Annotated in this window: 21 protein-coding genes; 15 read left to right on the top strand and 6 right to left on the bottom strand. The window is 74.0% G+C overall.

From position 1 onward, the window contains the following. Nucleotides 1-22 precede the first annotated feature (22 nt). Nucleotides 23-2122 (top strand): 4-alpha-glucanotransferase, encoded by a 2100-nt coding sequence (malQ, locus tag BJ999_RS32355; RefSeq protein WP_179836774.1) that lies wholly within the window; start codon nucleotides 23-25, stop codon nucleotides 2120-2122. On the opposite strand, the gene BJ999_RS32350 is transcribed toward malQ, so the two are convergent. Together BJ999_RS32350 and pepN are read right to left on the bottom strand one after the other, a co-directional pair. Continuing rightward, entirely contained in the window at nucleotides 2103-3095 is a 993-nt protein-coding gene (locus tag BJ999_RS32350; RefSeq protein ID WP_179836773.1) for a hypothetical protein, read from the bottom strand. The genes malQ and BJ999_RS32350 overlap by 20 nt on opposite strands. 86 nt (nucleotides 3096-3181) lie before the next feature. After that, nucleotides 3182-5716 (bottom strand): aminopeptidase N, encoded by a 2535-nt coding sequence (gene pepN / locus BJ999_RS32345; RefSeq protein WP_179836772.1) that lies wholly within the window; start codon nucleotides 5714-5716, stop codon nucleotides 3182-3184. A gap of 165 nt (nucleotides 5717-5881) precedes the next feature. Here pepN and BJ999_RS32340 point away from each other — a divergent pair, with 165 nt between their 5' ends. From BJ999_RS32340 to BJ999_RS32310, 8 genes are all read left to right on the top strand, one after another. Continuing rightward, nucleotides 5882-6496, top strand: coding sequence for a mycothiol-dependent nitroreductase Rv2466c family protein (locus BJ999_RS32340; RefSeq protein ID WP_179836771.1), 615 nt, complete (start codon nucleotides 5882-5884; stop codon nucleotides 6494-6496). A gap of 133 nt (nucleotides 6497-6629) precedes the next feature. Continuing rightward, the gene (locus BJ999_RS41510; protein WP_229810342.1) at nucleotides 6630-7340 is read left to right on the top strand and encodes an energy-coupling factor ABC transporter permease; all 711 of its coding nucleotides are present in this window, start codon (nucleotides 6630-6632) and stop codon (nucleotides 7338-7340) included. Between the two features lie 11 nt (nucleotides 7341-7351). Then, nucleotides 7352-7708 (top strand): PDGLE domain-containing protein, encoded by a 357-nt coding sequence (locus BJ999_RS41505; RefSeq protein ID WP_218935327.1) that lies wholly within the window; start codon nucleotides 7352-7354, stop codon nucleotides 7706-7708. Next, on the top strand, nucleotides 7708-8472 hold the full coding sequence (cbiQ, locus tag BJ999_RS32330; protein ID WP_179836770.1) for a cobalt ECF transporter T component CbiQ: 765 nt from the start codon (nucleotides 7708-7710) through the stop codon (nucleotides 8470-8472). The genes BJ999_RS41505 and cbiQ overlap by 1 nt, the downstream gene beginning before the upstream one ends. Continuing rightward, nucleotides 8469-9221 carry an energy-coupling factor ABC transporter ATP-binding protein gene (locus BJ999_RS32325; RefSeq protein ID WP_179836769.1) on the top strand — a complete coding sequence of 251 codons (753 nt, stop codon included), beginning with the start codon at nucleotides 8469-8471 and terminating at the stop codon, nucleotides 9219-9221. The genes cbiQ and BJ999_RS32325 overlap by 4 nt, the downstream gene beginning before the upstream one ends. Before the next feature lie 138 nt (nucleotides 9222-9359). Next, nucleotides 9360-10304: an ATP-binding protein gene (locus tag BJ999_RS32320; RefSeq protein WP_179836768.1), complete on the top strand. Its 945-nt coding sequence runs from the start codon at nucleotides 9360-9362 to the stop codon at nucleotides 10302-10304. A gap of 61 nt (nucleotides 10305-10365) precedes the next feature. Then, a complete protein-coding gene (locus BJ999_RS32315; protein WP_179836767.1) occupies nucleotides 10366-11388 on the top strand; it encodes a hypothetical protein in 1023 nt (340 codons plus the stop codon). Between the two features lie 43 nt (nucleotides 11389-11431). Beyond that, entirely contained in the window at nucleotides 11432-11908 is a 477-nt protein-coding gene (locus BJ999_RS32310) for a ribose-5-phosphate isomerase (protein ID WP_179836766.1), read from the top strand. A gap of 21 nt (nucleotides 11909-11929) precedes the next feature. On the opposite strand, the gene BJ999_RS32305 is transcribed toward BJ999_RS32310, so the two are convergent. Further along, nucleotides 11930-12163 (bottom strand): hypothetical protein, encoded by a 234-nt coding sequence (locus tag BJ999_RS32305; RefSeq protein WP_179836765.1) that lies wholly within the window; start codon nucleotides 12161-12163, stop codon nucleotides 11930-11932. 132 nt (nucleotides 12164-12295) lie between these two features. On the opposite strand from BJ999_RS32305, the gene BJ999_RS32300 reads away from it, so the two are divergent. Then, nucleotides 12296-13414, top strand: coding sequence for a PP2C family protein-serine/threonine phosphatase (locus BJ999_RS32300; protein ID WP_179836764.1), 1119 nt, complete (start codon nucleotides 12296-12298; stop codon nucleotides 13412-13414). Between the two features lie 24 nt (nucleotides 13415-13438). On the opposite strand, the gene BJ999_RS32295 is transcribed toward BJ999_RS32300, so the two are convergent. Further along, nucleotides 13439-14758 carry a serine/threonine-protein kinase gene (locus BJ999_RS32295; protein ID WP_179836763.1) on the bottom strand — a complete coding sequence of 440 codons (1320 nt, stop codon included), beginning with the start codon at nucleotides 14756-14758 and terminating at the stop codon, nucleotides 13439-13441. Between the two features lie 333 nt (nucleotides 14759-15091). On the opposite strand from BJ999_RS32295, the gene BJ999_RS43235 reads away from it, so the two are divergent. Continuing rightward, the gene (locus BJ999_RS43235) at nucleotides 15092-16453 is read left to right on the top strand and encodes a sensor histidine kinase (RefSeq protein WP_179836762.1); all 1362 of its coding nucleotides are present in this window, start codon (nucleotides 15092-15094) and stop codon (nucleotides 16451-16453) included. Here BJ999_RS43235 and BJ999_RS32285 read toward each other — a convergent pair. Continuing rightward, a complete protein-coding gene (locus BJ999_RS32285) occupies nucleotides 16450-17871 on the bottom strand; it encodes an amidase (RefSeq protein WP_179836761.1) in 1422 nt (473 codons plus the stop codon). The genes BJ999_RS43235 and BJ999_RS32285 overlap by 4 nt on opposite strands. A 101-nt stretch (nucleotides 17872-17972) precedes the next feature. On the opposite strand from BJ999_RS32285, the gene BJ999_RS32280 reads away from it, so the two are divergent. Together BJ999_RS32280 and BJ999_RS32275 are read left to right on the top strand one after the other, a co-directional pair. Next, complete coding sequence (locus tag BJ999_RS32280; RefSeq protein WP_229810341.1) at nucleotides 17973-19445, top strand: carboxyl transferase domain-containing protein; 1473 nt, start codon at nucleotides 17973-17975, stop codon at nucleotides 19443-19445. After that, complete coding sequence (locus BJ999_RS32275; protein WP_179836759.1) at nucleotides 19442-20056, top strand: class I SAM-dependent DNA methyltransferase; 615 nt, start codon at nucleotides 19442-19444, stop codon at nucleotides 20054-20056. Before BJ999_RS32280 ends, BJ999_RS32275 begins: the two co-directional genes overlap by 4 nt. A 23-nt stretch (nucleotides 20057-20079) precedes the next feature. Here BJ999_RS32275 and BJ999_RS32270 read toward each other — a convergent pair whose 3' ends face one another. Further along, a complete protein-coding gene (locus tag BJ999_RS32270) occupies nucleotides 20080-20460 on the bottom strand; it encodes a MerR family transcriptional regulator (protein WP_179836758.1) in 381 nt (126 codons plus the stop codon). A 116-nt stretch (nucleotides 20461-20576) separates the two neighbouring features. Between BJ999_RS32270 and BJ999_RS32265 the strand changes: the two genes are divergently transcribed. Both BJ999_RS32265 and BJ999_RS32260 read left to right on the top strand, forming a co-directional pair. Further along, a complete protein-coding gene (locus BJ999_RS32265; RefSeq protein ID WP_179836757.1) occupies nucleotides 20577-21263 on the top strand; it encodes an SDR family NAD(P)-dependent oxidoreductase in 687 nt (228 codons plus the stop codon). A gap of 130 nt (nucleotides 21264-21393) precedes the next feature. Then, nucleotides 21394-22014, top strand: coding sequence for a hypothetical protein (locus BJ999_RS32260; RefSeq protein WP_179836756.1), 621 nt, complete (start codon nucleotides 21394-21396; stop codon nucleotides 22012-22014). Nucleotides 22015-22043: the final 29 nt, after the last annotated feature.

Genomic DNA, 22043 nt, shown 5'->3' with positions numbered 1-22043 from the left:
CCGCACCGGGCATGGTGCAGGCGTGGGTGACGACGAACTGATCAGACTGGCCGGGCACCACGGCGTCGCGACGCGCTACGAGGACTGGCGGGGGCGGGAGGCGGCCGTCTCGCGCGACACGCTCGTCGCCGTCCTCGGGGCGCTCGGGGTGGACGCCTCCACCCCCTCCTCCGTCCGGGCGGAGCTCGCGCGCCGGCGGGAGCGGGCGCGCGAGCTGCCGCCGACCGTCGTCGTCCGCCGGGCCGGCGGTGGGACGGCCGGCCGGATCCGCGCGGCGCTCGGCGGGCACCTGGACGGCGGCGCCGAGGTGGAGATCGAGACCGGCACGGACGAGGTCCTGGCGCCGCCGCGCGCCCGCGTGCCGACCGCCGAGCGCTCCTTCGAGCCCCTCGACGGGCTCGCGGACGTCCCGCCCGGGTGGCGCGGCCTGCGCGTCCGGAACGGGGCGCGGACGCAGTACGCGCAGCTGCTGGTGGCCCCCGACGCGCTGCGGCCGCCGCCCAGGATGTGGGGGTTCACGGCGCAGCTGTACTCGGTGCGGTCCGCCGCGTCGTGGGGTCTCGGCGACCTGCGCGACCTGGCGGACCTCGCGGACTGGAGCGGGCGGGAGCTCGGCGCGGGGTTCGTCCTGGTCAATCCGCTGCACGCGACCGAACCGGTCCCGCCGGTCGGAGCGTCCCCGTACTCGCCGATGAGCCGCCGCTTCCCCTCGCCGCTGTATCTGCGGATCGAGGACATGCCCGAGTACGCGGACCTGCCCGCCGCGGACCGGGAGCGGTTCGGAACCCTCGCCGCCAAGCTGCGGGCCCAGGAGGGCCTGCTGGACAGGGACGCGGTGTGGGCCGCGAAGCTGGAGGCCCTGGAGACGATGTACCGCCGCCGGGACCGCGACCCGCGCTTCGAGGAGTTCCGGCGGCGGGAGGGCGCCGCGCTCGCGAGCTTCTCGACGTGGTGCGCGATCAGCGAGGAGCAGGAGGCCACGGACTGGCGGCGCTGGCCGTCCCGGCTGCAGGGAGCCCGTGACCACGGCGTGGTGGACGCTCCCGGGCACCAGGCCCGCGCCGGCTTCCACGCGTGGCTTCAGTGGCGGCTGGACGGGCAGCTCGCGGCCGCTCAGCGCGCGGCCCGGGACGCGGGGATGCCCCTCGGGATCGTCCACGACCTGGCGGTCGGGGTGCCGCACGGCAGTGCCGACGCCTGGATCTACCGCGACTCCTGCGCGCCCGGGATGAGCGTCGGGGCGCCCCCGGACGAGTTCAACCAGCGCGGCCAGGACTGGGGGCAGCAGCCGTGGCGGCCGGGCGCGCTCGCCCTCGCCGGCTACCGGCCGTTCCGCGAGATGGCAGCCGCGGCGCTGCGGCACGCCGGCGGCATCCGCCTGGACCACGCGATGCAGGTGTCGCGCCTGTGGTGGGTGCCCGAGGGGGCGTCCCCCGCCGACGGCACCTACGTCCGCTACGACCGCGACGCCCTGCTCGGCTCGCTGTCCTGGGAGGCCGAGCGCTTCGGCGCCGTGGTCGTCGGGGAGGATCTCGGCACCGTCGAGCCGGAGGTGCGGGAGGCGCTGGCCGACAGCGGAGTCCTCGGCACGTCCCTGCTCTGGTTCGAACGGGACGAGCACGGCCGCCCCAAGCCGCCGGGCCGGTGGCGGGAGCTGTCCCTGGCGACCGTCGGCACCCACGACATGCCGCCGATCACCGGGTTCGTGCACGGCGACCACATCGACCTGCGCGACCGCCTCGGGCTGCTTACCCGCTCCCGCGCCGAGGAGGAGGACGACCACCGCCGCCAACTGGCCGACTGGCTCGCCGTGCTGCACGCCGAGGGCCTGCTCCCGGCAGAGCCGGCAGAGGTCGTGCGGGCTCTGGCGGACGGCTCCACCGCCTACGACGAGGAGATCGTCACCGCGCTGCAGGAGTTCCTGACCCGCACCCCGGCCCGCCTTATCGGCATCTCCCTGGCCGACGCCGTGGGTGAGCGCCGCACCCAGAACCAGCCGGGCACCGTCGACGAGTACCCGAACTGGCGGGTTCCGCTGGGCGACGCGGACGGCCGCCCGGTTCTCCTGGACGACCTCAGGACCCGCGGCGCGCTCAGGCTCTTCAGGCGAGCGTCGAGGTGATGCGCTCGGTGACGTCGTGGAGGAGCGTGTCGGGGCGCAGGTCGGTGGCGGCGACCGCCGAGAAGACGGCCGGCAGGCCCGGCAGGGGATAGGAGTCGTCGTCCGCCAGCGCGGACTTGCCCAGCGGGTGCCGGGACAGGGACCTGCGGGCGCGCGTCCATGCCGTCTGGACCTCCTCGGGCGAGGGGACGCCGAACCCGTGGCCGACCGGCGCGGCGTGCCGCAGCTTCACCAGGGCGCCGTCGGCGAAGTCCGCGGCGAGCCGGCAGCGGTCGCTGAGGTCGGCGCGGACGAGGTCGTCCAGGCGGGTCATGACCGTGCAGGGGGTGCGGCAGCGGGCGGCGCAGTCGCCGAGCGCGGCCGCGACCTGGCTGTGCTGGCGGTCGAGGTAGGCGCGCCAGCCGGACGGCGGCTCCTTGGCGACCCGCAGGGTGCGCTCGCAGGCGGAGCGCTCCGGCCGGGTGTGGTCGCACATGCGGGCCGACCCCGGCTCGACGGGGACGCCGAACCGGCTGCCCTCGCCGCGCACGGCGGTCCCGATGAGGGCCGGGTCGCCCGCGTGGCCGAGGACGGGCTCCCAGGCCAGCATCGGCAGGTACTCGCCGGCGATGTGGACGGCGGCGACGAGCGCGGCCATGTCGCGGCGGTGCCAGCGGATCGCGATGACCTCCAGCAGGAGGCGGTAGGCGGGGCGGAGGCTGGCGAGCGCCCCGCGGGGGTGCTCGCGCGGTGCCTGCGGCATGCGGCTGGCGCGGGCCCGGTCGAGGAGGTCGAGCGGGACCTCGCCGGCCTCCTCCGGCATGCCGAAGTCCTCGGCGTCCAGGTCCAGGACGCGCTGCCCGAACGCGCACAGCGCCGCGACCGCCGCGGAGCGGCCGTCCGCGGCCAGGGCGCCCTGGCCGATCAGCGCCTCCAGGTCGCCGAAGGCGTGGCGCCGCGCCAGTGCCGTCAGAACGTCGCGTGCCGTCTCCACCGCGTCCCCTCCCCCGTGACCATGCAACGATCGCATGGCCACGGGGGCCTTCGGGCGGGTTCTCCGGACGGACGGGTGCGGACGGGTCAGGCGGAGGCGGCGTCCTTCGCGCGGGCGCGCAGGGCGCGCGCGACGCCGTCGCGCCCCTCCAGCAGCAGCCGCCGCAGCGCCGCCGGCGGGTCGTTCTCGGCGATGTAGGCGTCGGTGCGGTCGACCGTGGACTGCTCGATCACCAGGAACGGGTAGGCGACCTCGGCGAACGTCTGTGCCATGTCGCTGGTCCACTCCTTCCACACGCGCCCCACCTCGGCGAAGTACGCGTCGACGTAGGGGACGAGCAGGCTGGCCTGGTCCGGCTCGACGAAGCCGCCGAGCGTCGCCCGGTAGACGGCGTTCGGCAGGTCGCCCGCCACGATCCGCTCCCAGGCGGCCGCCTTGGCCTCAGGGGTCGGGATCGCGGCCCTGCAGGCGGCGGCGTGCCGCTCCCCGGCGGCGGTCCGGTCCCGCTCGTGCTCGGCGTCGATCTCGGCCTCGCCCGCCTTGCCGGTGGTGACGAGGCGGCGCAGCAGCGCCCAGCGCAGGTCGGTGTCGACGGTGAGGCCGTCGAGGACCTGCGAGCCGTCCAGCAGGCCCTGGACGAACGCCAGGTGCTCGCCGGTGACGGCCGACGCGGTGAACGCCAGGGTGTAGGCGAGCTGGAGGTCCGAGCCGGGCTCGGCCTCGCGGGCCAGATCCGACAGGGTGTCGGCCATCAGGGCGAGGCCCTCCTCGCGCCACACCGGGTCGGCGTACTGCTGGACGGCGGTGCGCGCCTGCCGCAGCAGCGTCTGCGTGACCGAGATGTCGGTGACGCCGCGGATCCCCTTCGCCACGAGCCGGACATAGTCGCGCGTCGCCATCTCGGCGTCACGGGTCATGTCCCACGCCGCCGACCAGCACAGGGCGCGCGGCAGGCTGTCCCTGACCTCGCCGATGTCCTCGATGAGCGTCTTCAGGGAGTGCTCGTCCAGGCGGACCTTGGCGTAGGTGAGGTCGTCGTCGTTGACCAGGACCAGGTCGGGCCGCTTCCTGCCGACGAGCTGCGGGACCTCGGTGCGGGCCCCGACCACGTCCAGCTCGACCCGGTCGCGCCGCACGAGCCCGTCGGCGGTCTTGTCGTACAGGCCGATGGCCAGGCGGTGCGCCCGCAGCGTCGGGTAGTCGGCCTTGGCCTCCTGCAGCACGGTGAAGGAGGAGAAGTCGCCCTCGCCGTCGACCTCGTACTCGGGCCGCATCGTGTTGACCCCGGCGGTCTCCAGCCACTCCTTCGACCAGGACGCCAGGTCGCGGCCGGACGTCTCCTCCAGCGCCCCCAGCAGGTCGGTGAGGACGGTGTTGCCCCACGCGTGCCGGTCGAAGTAGCGCCGCACGCCCTCCAGGAAGTTGTCGAGGCCGACGTAGGCCACGAGCTGCTTCAGCACGGACGCGCCCTTGGCGTAGGTGATCCCGTCGAAGTTCACCTCGACCGCGCGGATGTCGGGGATGTCGGCGGAGATCGGGTGCGTGGACGGCAGCTGGTCCTGCCGGTAGGCCCACGCCTTCTCCAGGTTCGCGAACGTCGTCCACGAGCCCTTCCACTTGGTGGCCTCCGCCTGGCACAGGACGCTCATGTACGTGGCGAACGACTCGTTCAGCCACAGGTCGTCCCACCAGCGCATCGTGACGAGGTCGCCGAACCACATGTGCGCCATCTCGTGCAGGATCGTCTCGGCGCGCCGCTCGTAGGCCGCGTCGGTCACCCGGGACCGGAAGACGTAGTCCTCCAGGAACGTCACGCAGCCCGCGTTCTCCATGGCGCCCGCGTTGAACTCGGGCACGAAGAGCTGGTCGTACTTCGAGAACGGGTACGGGCGGCCGAAGACCTTCTCGAAATAGCCGAAGCCCTGGCGGGTCACGTCCACGATCGCGTCGGCGTCGAGGTGCTCGGCCAGCGAGGCGCGGCAGTACACGCCGAGCGGGATGACGGTGCCGTCCTCGCGGCGGTACTCGTCCCGGACGACGTGGTACGGCCCGGCGACGAGCGCGGTGATGTAGGTGGAGATCTGCGGCGTGGGCAGGAAGTGCCACGTTCCGCCCTCGGCCGTCTCGGCGGCCTCGTTGGTGACGACCTCCCACCCCTGCGGCGCCTTCACGGTCAGCTCGAAGGTGGCCTTCAGGTCGGGCTGGTCGAAGCAGGTGAACATGCGGTGCGCGTCGGCCGTCTCGAACTGCGAGTACAGGTACACGCTCTCGTCGACGGGGTCGACGAACCGGTGCAGGCCCTCACCCGACCGGGAGTACGCGCAGTCGGCCACCACCCGCAGCTCGTTGTCGGCCGCCAGGCCGGGCAGCGGGATCCGGCCCTTCTCGGCGTCATAGGACCCGGGATCCAGGGCCTCGCCGTTCAGGGTCGCCTCCCGCACGACGGCGCCGTGCAGGTCGATGAAGGTGGACGCGCCGGTCTCGGCGCTCCCGAACCTGATCACGGTGGTGGAACCGAACCGCTCCTCGCCCGTCGTGAGGTCCAGGTCGACCGTGTACGACGCCACGCTGAGCAGCCGGGCCCGTTCCCGCGCCTCATCGCGCGTGAGGTTGCCTGCCACATGAACTCCTTGGTCGGCTTAAAGGCTTGGTGTCCCCATGTCTACCAACCGGACGACCCTACGGCCCGTCCGCCACGGCCTTCGGCGACCTCTCGCCGACGGGAATCGGGACGGTCGCACCCGGGTTGTCGCTGGGGAGACATGCACACTCCCTAGGAGGCGACGTTGCCCGAGGACGTTCCCACACCCGTGGATTTCTGGTTCGACCCCCTGTGCCCCTGGGCGTGGATCACCTCTCGCTGGATCCTGGAAGTCCAGGAGCAGCGCCCGATCGACGTGCGCTGGCATGTGATGAGCCTGGCCGTCCTCAACGAGGACAAGGACATCCCGGAGGACTACCGGCGGATGCTCGCCGACGCCTGGGGCCCCGTCCGCGTGTGCGTGGCCGCCGAGCAGAAGTACGGCCCCGAGGTGCTCGGGCGCCTCTACACCGAGCTGGGCACCCGCAGGCACCACGAGCGGCAGAAGTTCGGCCGCGCGTTCTTCGAGGAGTCGCTGACCGCCGCGGGCCTCGACCCGGCCCTCGCGGACGCCGCCGAGTCCACCGGCTACGACGAGGCCGTGCGCGCTTCCCACAAGGACGGGATCGACCGCGTCGGCCAGGAGGTCGGCACGCCGGTGATCGAGGTCGAGGGCCACGCCTTCTTCGGCCCCGTCGTCACCCCCATCCCGCGCGGCGAGGCCGCGGTCAAGCTCTTCGACGGCGTCCTGGCGGTCGCGAGCACGCCCGGTTTCTTCGAGCTGAAGCGCACGAGGACGGAGAACCCGAGCTTCGACTGAGCGAGAGCCGCGGCCGTCCCGCGTTCTCGCCGGCAGGCCACACATGGGTTGCTATTGCGAGGATGTTGCAACTACGAGGTGAATGCCGACAAACTGGTCCTGCTGGCTGTGCAGAGGTAGGGGTGGTTGAGTCGTGCACGTACCGGACGGATTCATCGATGCGCCGGTCTCGCTCGCTGCGGGCGCCGTGGCGGTGGCCGGGGTCGGGGTCGCGCTGCGCGGCGCCCGGCGCGAACTGGACGACCGCACCGCGCCGCTCGCCGGGCTGACGGCCGCGTTCGTCTTCGCCGCGCAGATGCTCAACTTCCCGGTCGCGTCCGGGACGAGCGGGCACCTGCTCGGCGGGACGCTCGCCGCGATCCTCGTCGGGCCCTATACCGGCGTCCTGTGCGTGTCGGTCGTCCTGCTCATGCAGGCGCTGCTGTTCGCGGACGGGGGCCTGACCGCGCTGGGCGTCAACATCACCACGATGGCGCTGGTCACCGTGGTCGTCGGCTACGGGTTGTTCCGGCTGCTGCTGCGGGTGCTGCCCAAGACGCGCGCCTCGGTCTCCGGGGCGGCGTTCGCCGCGGCCGTCGTCTCGGTGCCCGCCGCGGCCGTCGCCTTCACGCTGATCTACGCGGCCGGGGGGACGACCGACGTCTCGATCGGCAAGGTCGCCGCCGCGATGATCGGCGTGCACGTGCTGATCGGCATCGGCGAGGCGCTGATCACCGCGGTGACCGTGTCGAGCGTGCTCGCCGTCCGGCCCGACCTGGTGTACGGGGCGCGCGGGCTGATGAAGCCGCTGGAGCTGCGCACGGGCGGGCGGAACGCCGCCGAACCGAAGCCGTCCCAGGCCTGAGGAGGACCACGATGACCACCAAGCGCTTCTTCGCCGGGTTCCTGCTCGTCTCCCTCGTCCTGGCCGGGATCGTCAGCTACTACGCCAGCGCGAACCCCGACGGCCTGGAGAAGGTCGCCGAGGACAAGGGCATCAGCGCCAAGGAGAAGGACCACTCGCTCAAGGACTCGCCGCTCGGCGACTACGGCGTCAAGGGCGTCGACGACGCGCGGCTGTCCGGCGGGCTGTCCGGCGTGATCGGCGTGGGCCTCGTCCTCCTCGTGGGCGGCGGGCTGTTCTGGACGGTCCGGCGGCGGGACCCGGTCGCCGCGCGGACGGCTCCGGAGCGGGCCGGCGAGGCACCGTCCGAGCCGTCCAGGAAGGGCTGATGGGCGCGGGCCACGCGCACCGGCTCTACATCCCGGGCGCCTCGCCGGTGCACCGGCTTCCGCCGCAGTGCAAGCTCGTCGCCGTCCTGGCGTTCGTGCTGCTGGTCGTCGCCACGCCGCGCGAGCGGATCTGGGCGTTCGGCGTGTACGCACTGCTGCTCGCGGCGGTCACGGCGGCGTCCCGGATCCCGTTCGGGACGGTCGCGCGGCGGATCGTCATCGAGGTGCCGTTCGTCGCGTTCGCCTTCCTCATGCCGTTCGTCGCGAACGGCGAGAAGATCACCGTGCTGGGGCTGCGGCTGAGCGAGAGCGGGCTGTGGGGCGCCTGGAACATCCTCGCCAAGGGCACCCTCGGCGTCGTCGCGTCGATCCTGCTGGCCGCGACGACCGAGCCTCGGCTGCTGCTGCTCGGCATCGAGCGGCTGCGGATGCCGCAGCTCATCACGCAGATCGCCACGTTCATGCTGCGGTACGGCGACGTCGTCGCCGCGGAGCTCGGCCGGATGAGGGTCGCGCGGGCGGCCCGCGGTTTCGAGGCCCGCGACATCCGCGCGACGGGGGTGCTCGCCAGGTCCGTGGGCGCCCTGTTCCTGCGCTCCTACGAGCGCGGCGAGCGGGTGCACCTGGCCATGGTGAGCCGCGGGTACGAGGGGCGGATGCCCGTCGTCGACAGCGTGGGCGCGACCGCGGCGCAGTGGACGGCCGCCGCCGCGCTGCCCTCGGCCGCCGCGCTCGTCACGCTGGCTGCTTGGATGGCCCCATGACCCCGTCGCTGGAGGTGAAGGGCCTCGCCTACGCGTATCCCGACGGCACGCAGGCGCTGTACGGCGTCGACCTGACGGTCGGGCGCGGGGAGCGCGTCGCGCTGCTCGGTCCGAACGGCGCCGGGAAGACCACGCTCGTCCTGCACCTGAACGGCATCCTGAACGGCGGCCTGGGTGAAGTCCGGGTGGGCGGTCTCGCCGTCGACTCCAAGGACAGGAAGGCGCTGCGGGAGATCCGCCGCCGCGTCGGGATCGTCTTCCAGGACCCCGACGACCAGCTGTTCATGCCGTCCGTCCGGGAGGACGTCGCGTTCGGCCCCGCCAACCTCGGCCTGCGCGGCGCCGACCTGGACCGCCGGGTGCGGGACGCGCTCGCCCGCGTCGGCATGCTGGACGCCGCCGACCGCCCGCCGCAGCACCTCAGCTTCGGCCAGCGCCGCCGCGTCGCCGTCGCCACCGTCCTGGCGATGGAGCCGGAGATCCTCGTGCTGGACGAGCCGTCCTCCAACCTGGACCCCGCCAGCCGCCGCGAGCTCGCCGAGATCCTGCTGAGCCTGGACGTGACGGTCCTGATGGTCACGCACGACCTGCCGTACGCGGCGGAGCTGTGCCCGCGGTCGGTGATCCTCTCCGGCGGCGTCATCGCGGCCGACCGTCCCACGCGCGACCTGCTCACCGACGCCGAACTGCTCGCGGCGCACCGCCTGGAGCTGCCCTTCGGGTTCGACCCGGCCGCGGCCCTGCGCTGACCGCCGCGCGCCTCCCCTCGGCCCGACCCGCGCGGGATCGCCGGCACTTCGGCCGTTCCGCTTGCCTGCCCGGCCCCGCTCCGGGAGACTCGTTGCCTGACAGTGGTAACGGTTTTCATATCCAGAATGGGGGCATTCGTGAAGGTTGCGTTCGTCGGGAAGGGCGGCAGCGGCAAGACCACCCTGTCGGCGCTGTTCGTCCGCCATCTGGCCGGACGCGGGCTGCCCGTGGTCGCCATCGACGCCGACATCAACCAGCACCTCGGCGTGGCGCTGGGGCTGGACGAGGGCCGCGCCGCCAAGATCCCCGCGCTGGGCGACCGGCTCGCCGAGCTCAAGGAGCACCTGCGCGGCGCCAACCCGCGCATCTCCTCCGCGGCCGCGATGGTCAAGACCACCCCGCCCGGCTCCGGGTCGCGGCTGCTGCGGTTCCGCGGCGACGACCCCTTCCACGAGGCGGGCCAGGAGGTCGACGGCGTCACGCTGCTCGCCACCGGCCCCTTCAACGACGACGACCTCGGCGTGGCCTGCTACCACTCCAAGACCGGCGCGGTGGAGCTCTACCTCAACCACCTGGTGGACGGGGCCGGCGAGTACGTCGTCGTCGACATGACCGCCGGCGCCGACACGTTCGCCTCGGGGCTGTTCACGCGGTTCGACCTGATGTTCCTGGTCGCCGAGCCCACCCGCAAGGGCGTGGGCGTCTACCGGCAGTACACCGAGTACGCCCGCGACTACGACGTCGCCATCCGCGTCGTCGGCAACAAGGTGCAGTCCGAGGAGGACGTCGCCTACCTGCGCGAGCACGTCGGCGACGACCTGCTGACGTGGGTCGGCCAGTCCGCCGCCGTCCGGGCGCTGGAGCAGGGCCGGGACGGCGTCTCGCTCGAGGACGGCAACACCGCCGCCCTCGACCGCATGCGCGCCGAGGTGGACGGCCGCGTCAAGGACTGGGACGAGTTCCAGCGGCAGGCCGTGGAGTTCCACGTCAAGAACGCGCGGAGCTGGGCGAGCCGGGCCGCGGGGGAGGACCTCGAAGCGCAGGTCGACCCCGGGTTCCGCTTCCCCGTCCCCGCCTCCTAGCGCCTACTGCGGGTAGTTCGGGCCCTACCGGCGGAGACGAAACGGCACTACTCTGCCCGCCATGACGATGCGGCGGATGCTCGCGACGACGGGCGGCGCGGTGGTTCCGATGGCCCTTCTCGCGCTGCTCTTCGGCAACCAGTGGGTCGTCGACGAGATCAACAAGAGCGACCTCAGGTACGACGAGGGCATCGGGCCGGTGGTGACGTGGCTGCTCACGCTCGCCTGGCGGATCACCCCGATGGGAAGCCTCGGCGTGAAGCAGGTGGTCGCGGAGGACTTCGGCCTGCTCGTCTTCTTCGGCGTGCTGGTGGGCCTGGTGCTGGCGGGCACCCGGCTGGCGGATCCGGAGCGCGGCCCGTTCGGCGCGTTGATCATCGGCTGGTGGGCGGCGGTCGTCGCGGGCGGCGTGTCCGGGATCGTGGCCGCGCCGCTGACCCGCTGGGCGTTCGAGTTCCACGACGGGTCGTTCGGCCGCACCTTCAGCGCCACGGTCGGCCAGGGTGCCTCCTTCGGCTTCGCGTTCGGCTGGCTCGCCGGGCTCGGCGCGCTGGGCGGGTTCTTCCTCGCCCGCATCCGTGAGTCCGGGCCCCGGCCGCAGCAGCCCTACGCCCCGGCCCAGCCCTACATGGCCCCGCAGGGCGCGCCGATGCAGCAGCAGCCCTATCCGCAGCAGATGCAGCCGCACCCCTCCGCCGTCCCCTACGTCCCGCCGCAGGGGCAGCCGCAGCAGCCCGCCTGGGGCGCCGCGCCCGTTCCGCCGCCTCCGCAGCAGGGGCAGCCTCCGCAGCCGGGGCAGTTCGGCGTGCCGCCCGTGCCGCCGCAGCCGTCCGCGCCGCCGCAGGAGCAGGCGGCCCCCGAGGCGTCCGAAGAGCCGGAGGAGGCGCCGGAGGGGGCGCCTGAGGGACGGAGGGAGGAGAGCCCGGAAGAGGCGCCGGAAGGACCGGAGGAGCCGAAGGACGGCTCCGCGGACGGCCCCAAGGACGGCCCCGAGGACGGCCCCGAAGAAGACCTCCCCGAGGACGACGACCTCGACCTCGCGGACCGGACGATGATCGACCGCAAGCGGGACGACGACACCTGACCCCGGCGCGCGGGGACGGCGCGGGCCTGCGACAATCGGGCGCATGCGCGTGTTTCTTGGATCCGACCATGCCGGCTTCGAGCTGAAGGAGCACCTGGTCTCCTGGCTGGAGCGGAACGGGCATGAGGCCGTCGACTGCGGCGCGTTCGTGTACGACGCCGTGGACGACTACCCGCCGTTCGTCCTGCGGGCGGCCGAGCGGACGGTGGCGGAGCCGGGAACGCTCGGCGTCGTGATCGGCGGCTCCGGCAACGGCGAGGCGATCGCGGCGAACAAGGTCAAGGGCGCGCGAGCCGCCCTGGTCTGGAACGAGGACACCGCCACGCTCGCCCGCGAGCACAACGACGCGAACATCATCGCGCTCGGGGCGCGGCAGCACGACCTGGACACCGCGACCCGCTTCCTGGAGCTGTTCCTCGCGACGTCCTACTCCAAGGAGCCGCGCCACACCCGGCGGATCAGGATGCTCAGCGCCTACGAGCACACCGGCGAGCTGCCGCCGCTGCCGCGCGAGGGCTGACCCGGGCCGTCGCCGTCCCGGCTAGCGCCCGTTCTCGGAGGGCCGGCGGGCGCCGCGCTTGTCGAGGCGGCGCCGCTCGTTCTTCTCGGCCTTGGTCCGCCTGCCGTTGTCGCCGGACTTGTTCGGGTTCGATCCGGAGCCCGCCGCGGGGCCCGGGTCGGCGGCGGGCGGCTCCCCGCCCCCGGCGCGCGGGCGCGAGACGTCGCGGGCCCGCATCGCCGCGTCCACCGTGATCCGCATGCCCGGCTGGACCATGAGCCGCTCCCTTCCGAGTTGGTCGCAAGGCCACATCTACCCTGATTTCACGTAGCACGATCGTTACAGTGCGTCACTGGTGCCCCGGGATACTGACCGACCGGGCGCATTGCTCGATACAGTGCCGGAGTCATGCTTCAACGTCTGGTGCAGCTGCTCCCGCCGCGTGTGCGTGCCGTGCTGCGCAAGATTCCGTTCCTGGTCGTGCTCTACCGGTGGCTGAGGCGGGGTTCGCTGACCCGGGACCGGTACGTCTTCGTGGCCCTGGCGCTCCTCGCGGTCGTGATCGGCATCGCCACGTCCGGTGACTCGCGCGGGCTGGCCCCCTCCGGCGCGCTGGTGCTGATCGTGGTGGTCGGCGGGCTGCTGCTGAAGGTGCGGAGCCTGGTCGCCCTCCTGGCGATCGTGGCCGCGATGGCCGCCTACAACGTCTGGAAGGACGTCGCCGCCTTCGGCCTCGGCATGATCGCCACGCTGAGCATCACCGCGGTGCTCGCCATCACCCTCGCCCGGACCCGGCAGCAGCTCGGCGTGCAGGGCCTGCGCGGCGACTCGATGCTGCTGGAGTTGCGCGACCGGCTCCGGCGGCACGGCGAGATGCCCGAGCTGCCGGACGGCTGGAGCTCGCAGGTCGTGATGCTGCAGGCGGGGGGCTCCTCGTTCGGCGGAGACTTCGTGGTGTCGGCGTCCGACGGCGAGAAGCTGGAGGTCGCGCTGGTCGACGTGTCCGGCAAGGGCACCGACGCCGGCACCAGAGCGCTGATGCTGTCGGGTGCCTTCGGGGGCCTGCTTGGATCGGTCCAGCCCGAGAACTTCCTGCCCGCGTGCAATATCTACCTGCAGCGCCAGCGGTGGGACGAGGGCTTCGTGACGGCCGTGCACGTCGTGGTCGACCTGCGCACGGGGGAGTACACGGTCGAGTCGGCCGGGCACCCGCCCGCCGTCCAGTTCGACGCGGGCAGCGGCGCCTGGCGGGTCAGCTCCGCCAAGGGCGTGGTGCTGGGCGTGGTGCCCGACCTGAACTGCGTGCCCGAGCGGGGGCAGTTGCGGCCGGGCGACGCGCTGCTCCTGTACACCGACGGCCTGGTGGAGTCGCCGGGCAGCGACCTCGACGCCGGGATCGACCGGCTGCTCGGCGAGGCGGAGCGGCTCGTCCCGCAGGGGTTCGGCCGCGGCGCGCGGGAACTGGTGGAGACGATGGCCGCGGCGCGCGACGACGACTGCGCTCTGGTCCTGGTCTGGCGCACCTGACGGGCGCGGCCCGGTGGGCCGGGCTCAGTGCTTGTACCTGCCTTTGGCCTTGCCGTGCTTCGCCGTGCTCTGCTGCTTCGCCTTCGGCTTCTTCCCCTGCTGCTTCTGCTTGCGGGTCTTCGCCGGGGGCCGCCTGGACGTTCCGGCTCTGACGGCGCTCGCCTTCTTCGTGGGCGCGGCGGAGGCCGCCGGCGCGGACGGGGCCGGCGCGCCCGGGGAGGAGGACGGGGCGGCCTTGGCCCCGGTGATCCCGAGGATGATCGCCCCGACCAGGAGGGTGCCCGCCGCGGCGCCGGCACCCGCCAGCAGACGGGTGCGGGTGGACGTCGTGGCGCCCGCCATGCCGAGCGGCGTGAACGCCCTGGTGTCGGTCTCCTCGGCGCTGGGCTTCCGGGACCAGAACGGCGTCGAGGGGCCCGCGGCGGGGCGTCGCCGCCGGGGGCGCGGCGCGGGGGAGCGCCGGGGAGCGGCGCGCAGGGGCGTGTCGCTCGGCGGAACGGGGCGCGGTGCGAGGCGGTCCGCGGCGTGCGGCTGCGGCTGCTCGACCAGGGCGAGCAGCAGGTCGGTCGCGGTGGGGCGGTCCGCCGGGTCCTCCGCCAGCGCCCACCGGACGAGCGGGACCAGCGCGTCCGGCAGCCCGGACAGGTCGGCGTCCCCGGCCGCGGTGCGCAGCGTCGCGGGATCGCCGCCGATCGGCATCTGCCCCGTACCGGCGTGGGCGATGAGGCAGCCCCAGGAGAAGATGTCGGCCGCCTGGGACGAGGGGCCCCCGACGAGCACCTCCGGGGCGATCCACCCCGGCGTGCCGAACACCTGTCCGGTCGTGGCGGTCTCGTCCGGCTCGTCCTGGCTGCCCGCGATGCCGAAGTCGATGACGCGGCATCCGGACAGGGTGAGCATCACGTTGGCGGGTTTGATGTCGCGGTGCACGAGCCCCGCCGCGTGGATGGCGGCGAGTGCGGAGGCGACGCCGACGGCGACGCCGTGCAGGTCGGCGGGCGGCAGCGGGCCGCCGGCGGTGAGCCGGTCGTGCAGGGAGACGCCCCCGACATAGTCGGTGACGAGGTAGGGGAGGCCGTCCTGCTCGCCCTGCGCGAGGACCCGCGCGGTGCAGAACGAGGCGACCCGGCTGGCGAGATGCGCCTCGTCGTGGAAGCGCCTCCGGTAGGACGGGTCGTCGGCTAGGTGCGGATGGATCGTCTTCACCGCGACGCGCCCGCCCGACACGGGGTCGGCTCCGAGGAAGACCGTCCCCATGCCGCCGGATCCGAGCCTGCCCAGTAGTCGGTGCCCGCCGACCTCGCGGGGGTCGGCGGGTTCGAGTGGCCTGAAGTCAGTGTCCATGCGGTGCCTCAGCACCTCCCTTCCGTCTCTCCCGGCCTCCCCTCCCCCATCGGCGGCGAATTATGGCGGGTTTTTCCGAAGAAGGGCGGAAACGTGATCGTCACGTCGATGTAGCACCCCGTGCATCGGGGGCGTGCACAGTGAGGGAAGCGGTGCCCGCGTGGGCGGCTCCCCAGGGGTGGGAGGCGCCGCCCGCGCGGGCGCCGGTCCGGTATGTGGCGATGTTTCGCAGGGCAATGGCTCGGTAAGAACCGTCCTGCGTTCTCCCCCCGGCGCGTCGACGCCGTGCGGCGCCGGTCGCCGCGTGCGAGCCGGAAGGGGGAGGGGCGCCGGGTGCGGATACTCGGGGACCTGCTGACGCCGTCGTGCTGGTCGGTGCGGACCCGCGTGACCGTGGCCGCGACCCTGATCGTCACGCTCCTGCTCGTCGGCGGCGTCACGCTCTTCTACCAGGCCCTCCGCGGCACCGTCTACCGTGGGTTGCACGAGCGCGGCACCCTGGTCGTCACCGACCTCGCCACGCTCGTCCGGGAGACCGACCTCCGGGGGACGATCCGCGTCGACGATCCCGGCTTCCCGCTGCTCCAGGTCCTGGACGGGGACGGCGACGTCCTCGCGGCCAGCGAGTCCCTGCACGGTCGCGGTCCTGTGAAGGTTCCGGTCTCACCGGTGGCGGGCCGTCCCGAGTACCACACCGTGCAATTCCAGGGGCTGGCCGACTTCTACTTCGTCACCGAGCGGGTGGACACCCGCTTCGGCACCCGAACGGTCTACGTCGGCGCGCCCATCACGACGTTCACCCGCTACCGGCCGGTGTTCATCGCGCTGCTCGCCGTGACGGTGCTGGTCGCGGCCTCCGCGGTGGGGTGGATCGTGTCGCTGTCGGTCCGGCGGGCGCTGCGGCCGGTCCGGCTGATGAGCACCGAGATGACGGAGATCACCGGCGGCGCCGCCCGCCGGGTGACCGTGCCGGGGCCGAACGACGAGGTGTCCGACCTGGCCGAGTCGGTGAACGTGATGCTGAACCGGCTGGAGGACGTCCTCACGCGGCAGCGCGCGTTCGTCGCGGACGTCTCGCACGAGCTGCGCAGCCCGCTGGCGGGCCTGCGCACCCAGCTGGAGGTGGCGCTGGAGCAGCCGGAGGACGAGGACTGGCCGGCGGTCGCCCGGGCGGCCCTCGCCGACGCCGACCGGCTGCAGGGCATCGTCAGCGACATGCTCATCCTGGCCAAGCTGGGCGCGGGCGTGCACGTCGCGCGGGAGCGGATCGACCTCGCCGAGCTGGTCCGGAGGGAGGTGGGCCGGCGGCCCCGCCGGGTCCCGGTCGAGGTCGCGGCGGACGAGGGCGTCACGGCCCGGGTCACCGAGGCCCATCTGGTCCGGCTGCTGACGAACCTGCTGGACAACGCCGAGCGGCACGCGGAGTCGCGGATCTGGGTGAGCGTCACTGCGGAGGGGCCGGAGGCGGTGCTGGAGGTCCGCGACGACGGCTCCGGGATCGCGCCGGAGGACCGCGAGCGGGTCTTCTGGCGGTTCCACCGGCTCGCCGAGGGGCGCGAGCGCGACCGCGGCGGCACCGGCCTCGGGCTGACGATCTCCCGCGACATCGCCCGCGCGCACGGCGGCACGCTCGTGGCCGCCGACAGCGACCGGGGCGCCCGGTTCGTCCTGCGCATCCCCCGCGAAGACCCCTAGGGAAGGGCCAGGGGCGGGCGCCGTGCGCCGTGCCGGGTCGCCCGCTCGAACGCGTGCCCTATCTGCAGGACGGCGAGGTCCCCGTGGTGGGGGCCGACGACCTGCAGCCCGACCGGCAGCCCGTCCGAGGTGAACCCGGCGGGCACCGACAGCGCGGGGCATCCGGTCGCCGAGATGAGGAAGCACGACCGCATCCACTCCAGGTAGTCGCGCATCGGCCGCCCCGCGACCTCGCCCGGGTACTCGGCGCCGGCGTCGAAGGGCGGGACCTGGCTGACCGGCAGCAGCAGCGCGTCGTAGCGTTCGAAGAACTCCCGGACGCGGTGGAACAGCGCCGTGTGGAGCGTCTCGGCGCGGCCGAGGTCGGCGCCGGTGAGGGAGCGGCCGGCGTCGATGTTCTCGGCGAGGGAGGGCTTGAAGTCGGCGCGGCGCTCGTCCAGCAGGGGGCGCAGGGTGATGTCCCAGTGCCAGGCCCGCAGGGTCCGGAAGACCTCGTCGGCGCCGGTCAGGTCGGGCGAGGCCTCCTCGACCGCGCAGCCCATCTCCTCGAACACCTTGGCCGCGGGTTCGAGGACGGCGGTGACGGCCGGGTCGACGGGGATCGTCCCGCCGAGGTCGGGGGACCAGGCGAGGCGCAGCCCGGCGAGGTCGCGGTCCAGCGGCGCGGCGAACGCCGACCCGTGCGTCTCCAGCGCGATCGGGCTGCGCGGGTCGGGGCCGGCGAGCACCGACAGCAGCAGCGCGACATCCGCGACGTCCCGGGCCATCGGGCCCTGCACGCCCAGCGTCGACCAGCCCGCGAGGACCGGCCAGGACGGCACCCGGCCCGGCGACGGGCGCAGCCCGACGACGTTGCAGAACGACGCGGGGTTGCGCAGCGAGCCGCCCATGTCGCCGCCGTCCGCGAGCGGCTGCATCCCGCACGCCAGCGCGGCCGCGGCGCCGCCGCTGCTGCCGCCCGCCGAGCGGGACGGGTCGTAGGGGTTGCGGGTCAGGCCGAACACCCGGTTGAAGGTGTGGGATCCGGCGGCGAACTCCGGCGTGTTCGTCTTGCCGAGCGTGACGGCGCCCGCGGCGCGGATCCGCTCGATGACGAGTTCGTCGCGGTCCGGGACGTGGTCGGCGAAGATCGGCGACCCGGACGTGGTGCGGATGCCGGCGGTGGCGTGGGTGTCCTTGTGCGCCATGGGCAGGCCGTGCAGCGGACCCGGCCGCTCCCCGGCGGCCAGTCGCTCGTCCGCCTCCCGCGCCTGCCGCGCCGCCCGCTCGGCGACCAGCGTGACGATGGCGTTGACCTGCGGGTTCGTCCGCTCGATCTGGTCGAGATGCGCCTGCAGAACCTCGCGCGCCGACAGCTCGCGGGCGCGGATCCGGCGCGCCAGGTCGCGGGCGGACGCGAAACAGATCTCCTCGGACACATGCCCTCCTCGTGCGCGGGGTCCCCACCAGTGTCCACCCCGCGCGCCCGGTGATCCCAGGGTGAGGTCATCATGCAGGGGAGACCGGCGGGAGGGGCTTGGTGACGGAACGTGTCGGGGCGCGCGAGCTGCTGCGCCGCGTGCTGGACGCGGGCGCCTGGACGTCCTGGGACGTCCCGCCCGCGGGGGAGCCGCCCTCGTCCTCCGCGTACGCCGAGGATCTCGCCGCCGCCCGCGAGCGCAGCGGCTGCGACGAGGCCGTCCTGACGGGGGAGGGACTGCTGCGCGGGCGCCGCGTCGCGTTCGTCGTGTCGGAGTTCCGGTTCCTCGCGGGATCGATCGGCCTCGCCACCGCCGACCGGATCGTCGCGGCCGTCGAGCGCGCCACCGCCGCGGGCCTGCCGCTGCTCGCCGCGCCGTCCTCCGGCGGCACCCGCATGCAGGAGGGGACGGCCGCGTTCGTGCAGATGGCCCGCATCACCGCCGCCGTCATGGCGCACCGGGCCGCCGGTCTGCCCTACCTGGTCTACCTGAGGCATCCGACGACCGGCGGGGTGTTCGCGTCGTGGGGGTCGCTCGGGCACGTGACGGCCGCCGAACCCGGCGCGCTGATCGGGTTCCTCGGGCCGCGCGTCTACGAGGGCCTGTACGGGGAGCCGTTCCCGCCGGGGGTGCAGGTCGCCGAGAACCTGGCGGCCAAGGGCCTGCTCGACGCCGTCGTGGCCATCGACGATCTCGCCGGGGTCGCCTCCGCCGCGCTGGACGTCCTGTGCGGGCGGCCGCCCGCGGCTCCCTCGCCCCTGCCCGAGAGCGTCCCCCCGGAAGGGACGGCGTGGGATTCGATCGAGCGTTCGCGCCGTCCGGACCGTCCGGGCGTGCGCGAACTGCTGCGCTACGGCGCCGCGGACGTGACGCCCCTTTCGGGCACCGGCCAGGGGGAGGCGGAGCCCGGCCTGCTGCTCGCCCTGGCACGTTTCGGGGCGGCGCCGTGCGTTCTGGTGGGCCAGGACCGGCGCGGCCAGCGTGGCGGCCACCCGCTGGGCCCGGCCGGGCTGCGCGTGGCGCGGCGCGGGATGCGGCTGGCCGCCGAGCTGGGCCTGCCGCTGGTCACCGTGGTCGACACGCCCGGCGCCGTCCTGTCGGCCGACGCGGAGGAGGGCGGGCTCGCGGGCGAGATCGCCCGCTGCCTCGCCGACCTGATCACCCTCCCGGCGCCGACGCTCTGCCTGCTGCTGGGCGAGGGCACGGGCGGCGCCGCGCTGGCGCTGCTGCCCGCCGACCGCGTCCTCGTGGCCCGGCACGCCTGGCTCTCGCCGCTGCCGCCCGAGGGCGCCTCGCTGATCGTCCACCGGACCCCGGCGCGGGCCGGTGAGATGGCCGAGGCGCAGGGCGTCCGGTCGGCGGACCTGCTGCGCGGCGGGCTGGCGGACGCGCTCGTCGACGAGCGCCCGGACGCCGCCGACGAGCCGGAGACGTTCTGCCGCCGCGCCGCCGCCGCGGTGGAGCGGGGGCTGTCGGGCCTCGCGCCCGGCGCACCGGCCGCCCGCCAGGCGCGCTACCGTCGGGGATCATGACCGAGACCGTCTCCCGCGCCTACGACGCCATCGCCGACCTCTACGCCGACCTCTTCCGCGACGCGCTCGACGAGCTCCATCTGGACCGGGCGATGATCACCGCGTTCGCGGCGATGGCCCCGGCCGGGCCGGTCGCCGACCTCGGCTGCGGTCCCGGCCGCGGGACGGCGCTGCTGCACGGCCTCGGCCTGGACGCGTTCGGGCTCGACCTGTCGCCCGCCATGATCGCCCGCGCCCGCGCCGACCACCCGCACCTGCGCTTCGACGAGGGCGACATCACGGCGCTGGACCTCCCGGACGGCGGCCTGGCGGGCGTCCTGTCGTGGTACTCGACCATCCACCTGGGACCGGCGGAGATCCCGCGTGCCTTCGCCGAGTTCCACCGGGTTCTGGCCCCCGGCGGCCTGGTCCTGCTCGGTTTCCAGTCGACCGACGAGGGCGAGGCGGAGGCGTTCGACCACAAGGTCGCCCTCGCCTACCGCAGGCCCGTCGACGACATCGCCGGGCTGGCCGCCCAGGCCGGGCTGGTGGAGGTGGCGCGGCTCCTGCGCCGGCCTGCGGAGACGGAGCGCCCCTTCCCCGCAGGCTCCCTCCTGGCCCGCAAACCCTGAGGGGGCGCGGCGGTGCCCCGTTGCTAGCTGCCCGGCGTTCCGTCCGCCGGGCGCTGCGCGGCGGCGAGTAGAGTGTGAAGGGCCTGCTGGTAGGACTGGAGCCGGGTGATCATCCCGGCGATGCGGTCGCTTTCCCCGCGCAGGTCGGCGACCATGCTCGGACACGAAGCGGGCACCGGGCCATCGTCACCGTCGTGCAGGCAGTGCAGGAACCGCGCGATGACCGCGGTGGGCAGCCCCGCGGCGAGCAGCGCGCGGACATGGCGCACGGCGACGACGTCCGACGGCGCGTACTGGCGGTAGCCGTTGGCCGACCGCAGGGGTCGCAGCAGGCCCTGCTCCTCGTAGTAGCGCAGCAACCGCCGGCTCACCCCGGTCGCCGCCGACAGATCGCCGATCCGCATACCGCCCCTCCCCGAGCTTGACCCTCACATCGATGTGACGCCCTACCGTCCCATCGTCGACGCTTCACATCGTCGATCGTCCCACCATCCCCCACCGATCAGTCGAGGAGAGGTCCATGCCCGGAGCAGTGATCGTTGGTGCCGGCCCGGGAATCGGACGGGCCGTGGCCCGCCGCTTCGCCGGCGAGGGTCTGCCCGTCGCCCTGGTCGCCCGCAGCCGCACCACCGTGCAGACCGTCGCCGAAGCCGTCGCCGAGGTCGCGCCCGGCGGCGTCCGGGTCGTCACCGCCACCGCCGACGTCACCGACGAGGACGCGCTGCGCGCCGCCCTCGACCAGGCGGCCCGCGAACTGGGCCCACCCGACGTCGCCGTCTACAACGCCGCGGTGATCCGTCCCGACACCACCGACGACCTGTCGGCACGCGACCTGCTGGACGCGTACGCGGTGAACGTGGTCGGCGCGCACACCACCGCCGCGCACCTGCTGCCCGCCATGGCCGAACGCGGCGGCGGCTCATTCCTCATCACCGGCGGCATGCCCGACCCCAAACCGGAGTACCTGAGCCTCTCCCTCGGCAAGGCCGCGGTCCGGACGCTGGTGACACTGCTGGACCAGCGGTACGGGCCCTCCGGAGTGCACGCCGCCAGCATCACCGTGGACGGACCCGTCGCACCCGGCACCGCCTTCGACCCCGACGACATAGCCGAGCACTACTGGCGCCTGCACACCCAGCCGCCAGGACACTGGGACCACGAAATTCTCCACAGCGGGGACGCGGGCGCGCCGGGTGAGCGGCGATGACCCCCACCGAGGCACAGCGGTTCCGGGAGAACCGCTCGACACCTGGCGACGTGGGATTCCCCCGTACGGGGGAGGACGGTGGTGCCCGCGGGTGATCAATGCGGGCCGGGGCGGGCGCGAGGGTGGGCCCATGACCCTTGTGAGCACACCCCCGGTCCCGTTCGCGCGGCTGCGCGCGGGCTGGGCCTCCGCGCACGCGCCGGTCGCCGGAGTCCCGCGCTGGGCGCGGATCGCGGCGATGGCCGTCCCCTTCACCGTCCTGCCGGCCGGGCTGTGGCGGATCGCCGCCTTCGCCTTCCACCTGCCGATCCTCAGCGGCAACGGCCTGGATACGGAGGCGGCGGGCGGTGACCTTCCCGGCTGGGTGCCGCTGGAGGCGTACGTGGTGCTGCTGTCGATCGTGTCGGAGGTCGTGGCGTTCACCGCGGTCGGCCTGGTCGCCGGCTGGGGCGAGGTGTTCCCGCGGTGGGTGCCGGGCCTGCGGGGACGGCGCGTGCCGATCACGGTCGCCGTGGTCCCGGGCCTCGCGGGTGCGGCGATCCTGACCCCGATGTGGACGGCCTCCGTCGTGAACTGCCTGGTGTTCCAGAAGAACATCCAGGGGCGCCCGCTGCCCGACGACTTCCCCATCCACTTCCACGACTGGCAGGGCGTGCTCGGTGCCGTCGCCTACGCGCCGCTGCTGGCGTGGGGACCGCTTCTCGCCGCCGTCACGCTCGCCTACTGGCGCCGCCGGACGCGCGCGTCTTGAGACGCCGCCCCGGTCCGCGAAACGGCCGT

Source organism: Actinomadura citrea (assembly GCF_013409045.1).
Classification (GTDB): Bacteria; Actinomycetota; Actinomycetes; order Streptosporangiales; family Streptosporangiaceae; genus Spirillospora; species Spirillospora citrea.
The sequence above is the reverse complement of the archived record's forward strand: the minus strand, read 5'-3'. Positions and strand labels throughout refer to the sequence as shown.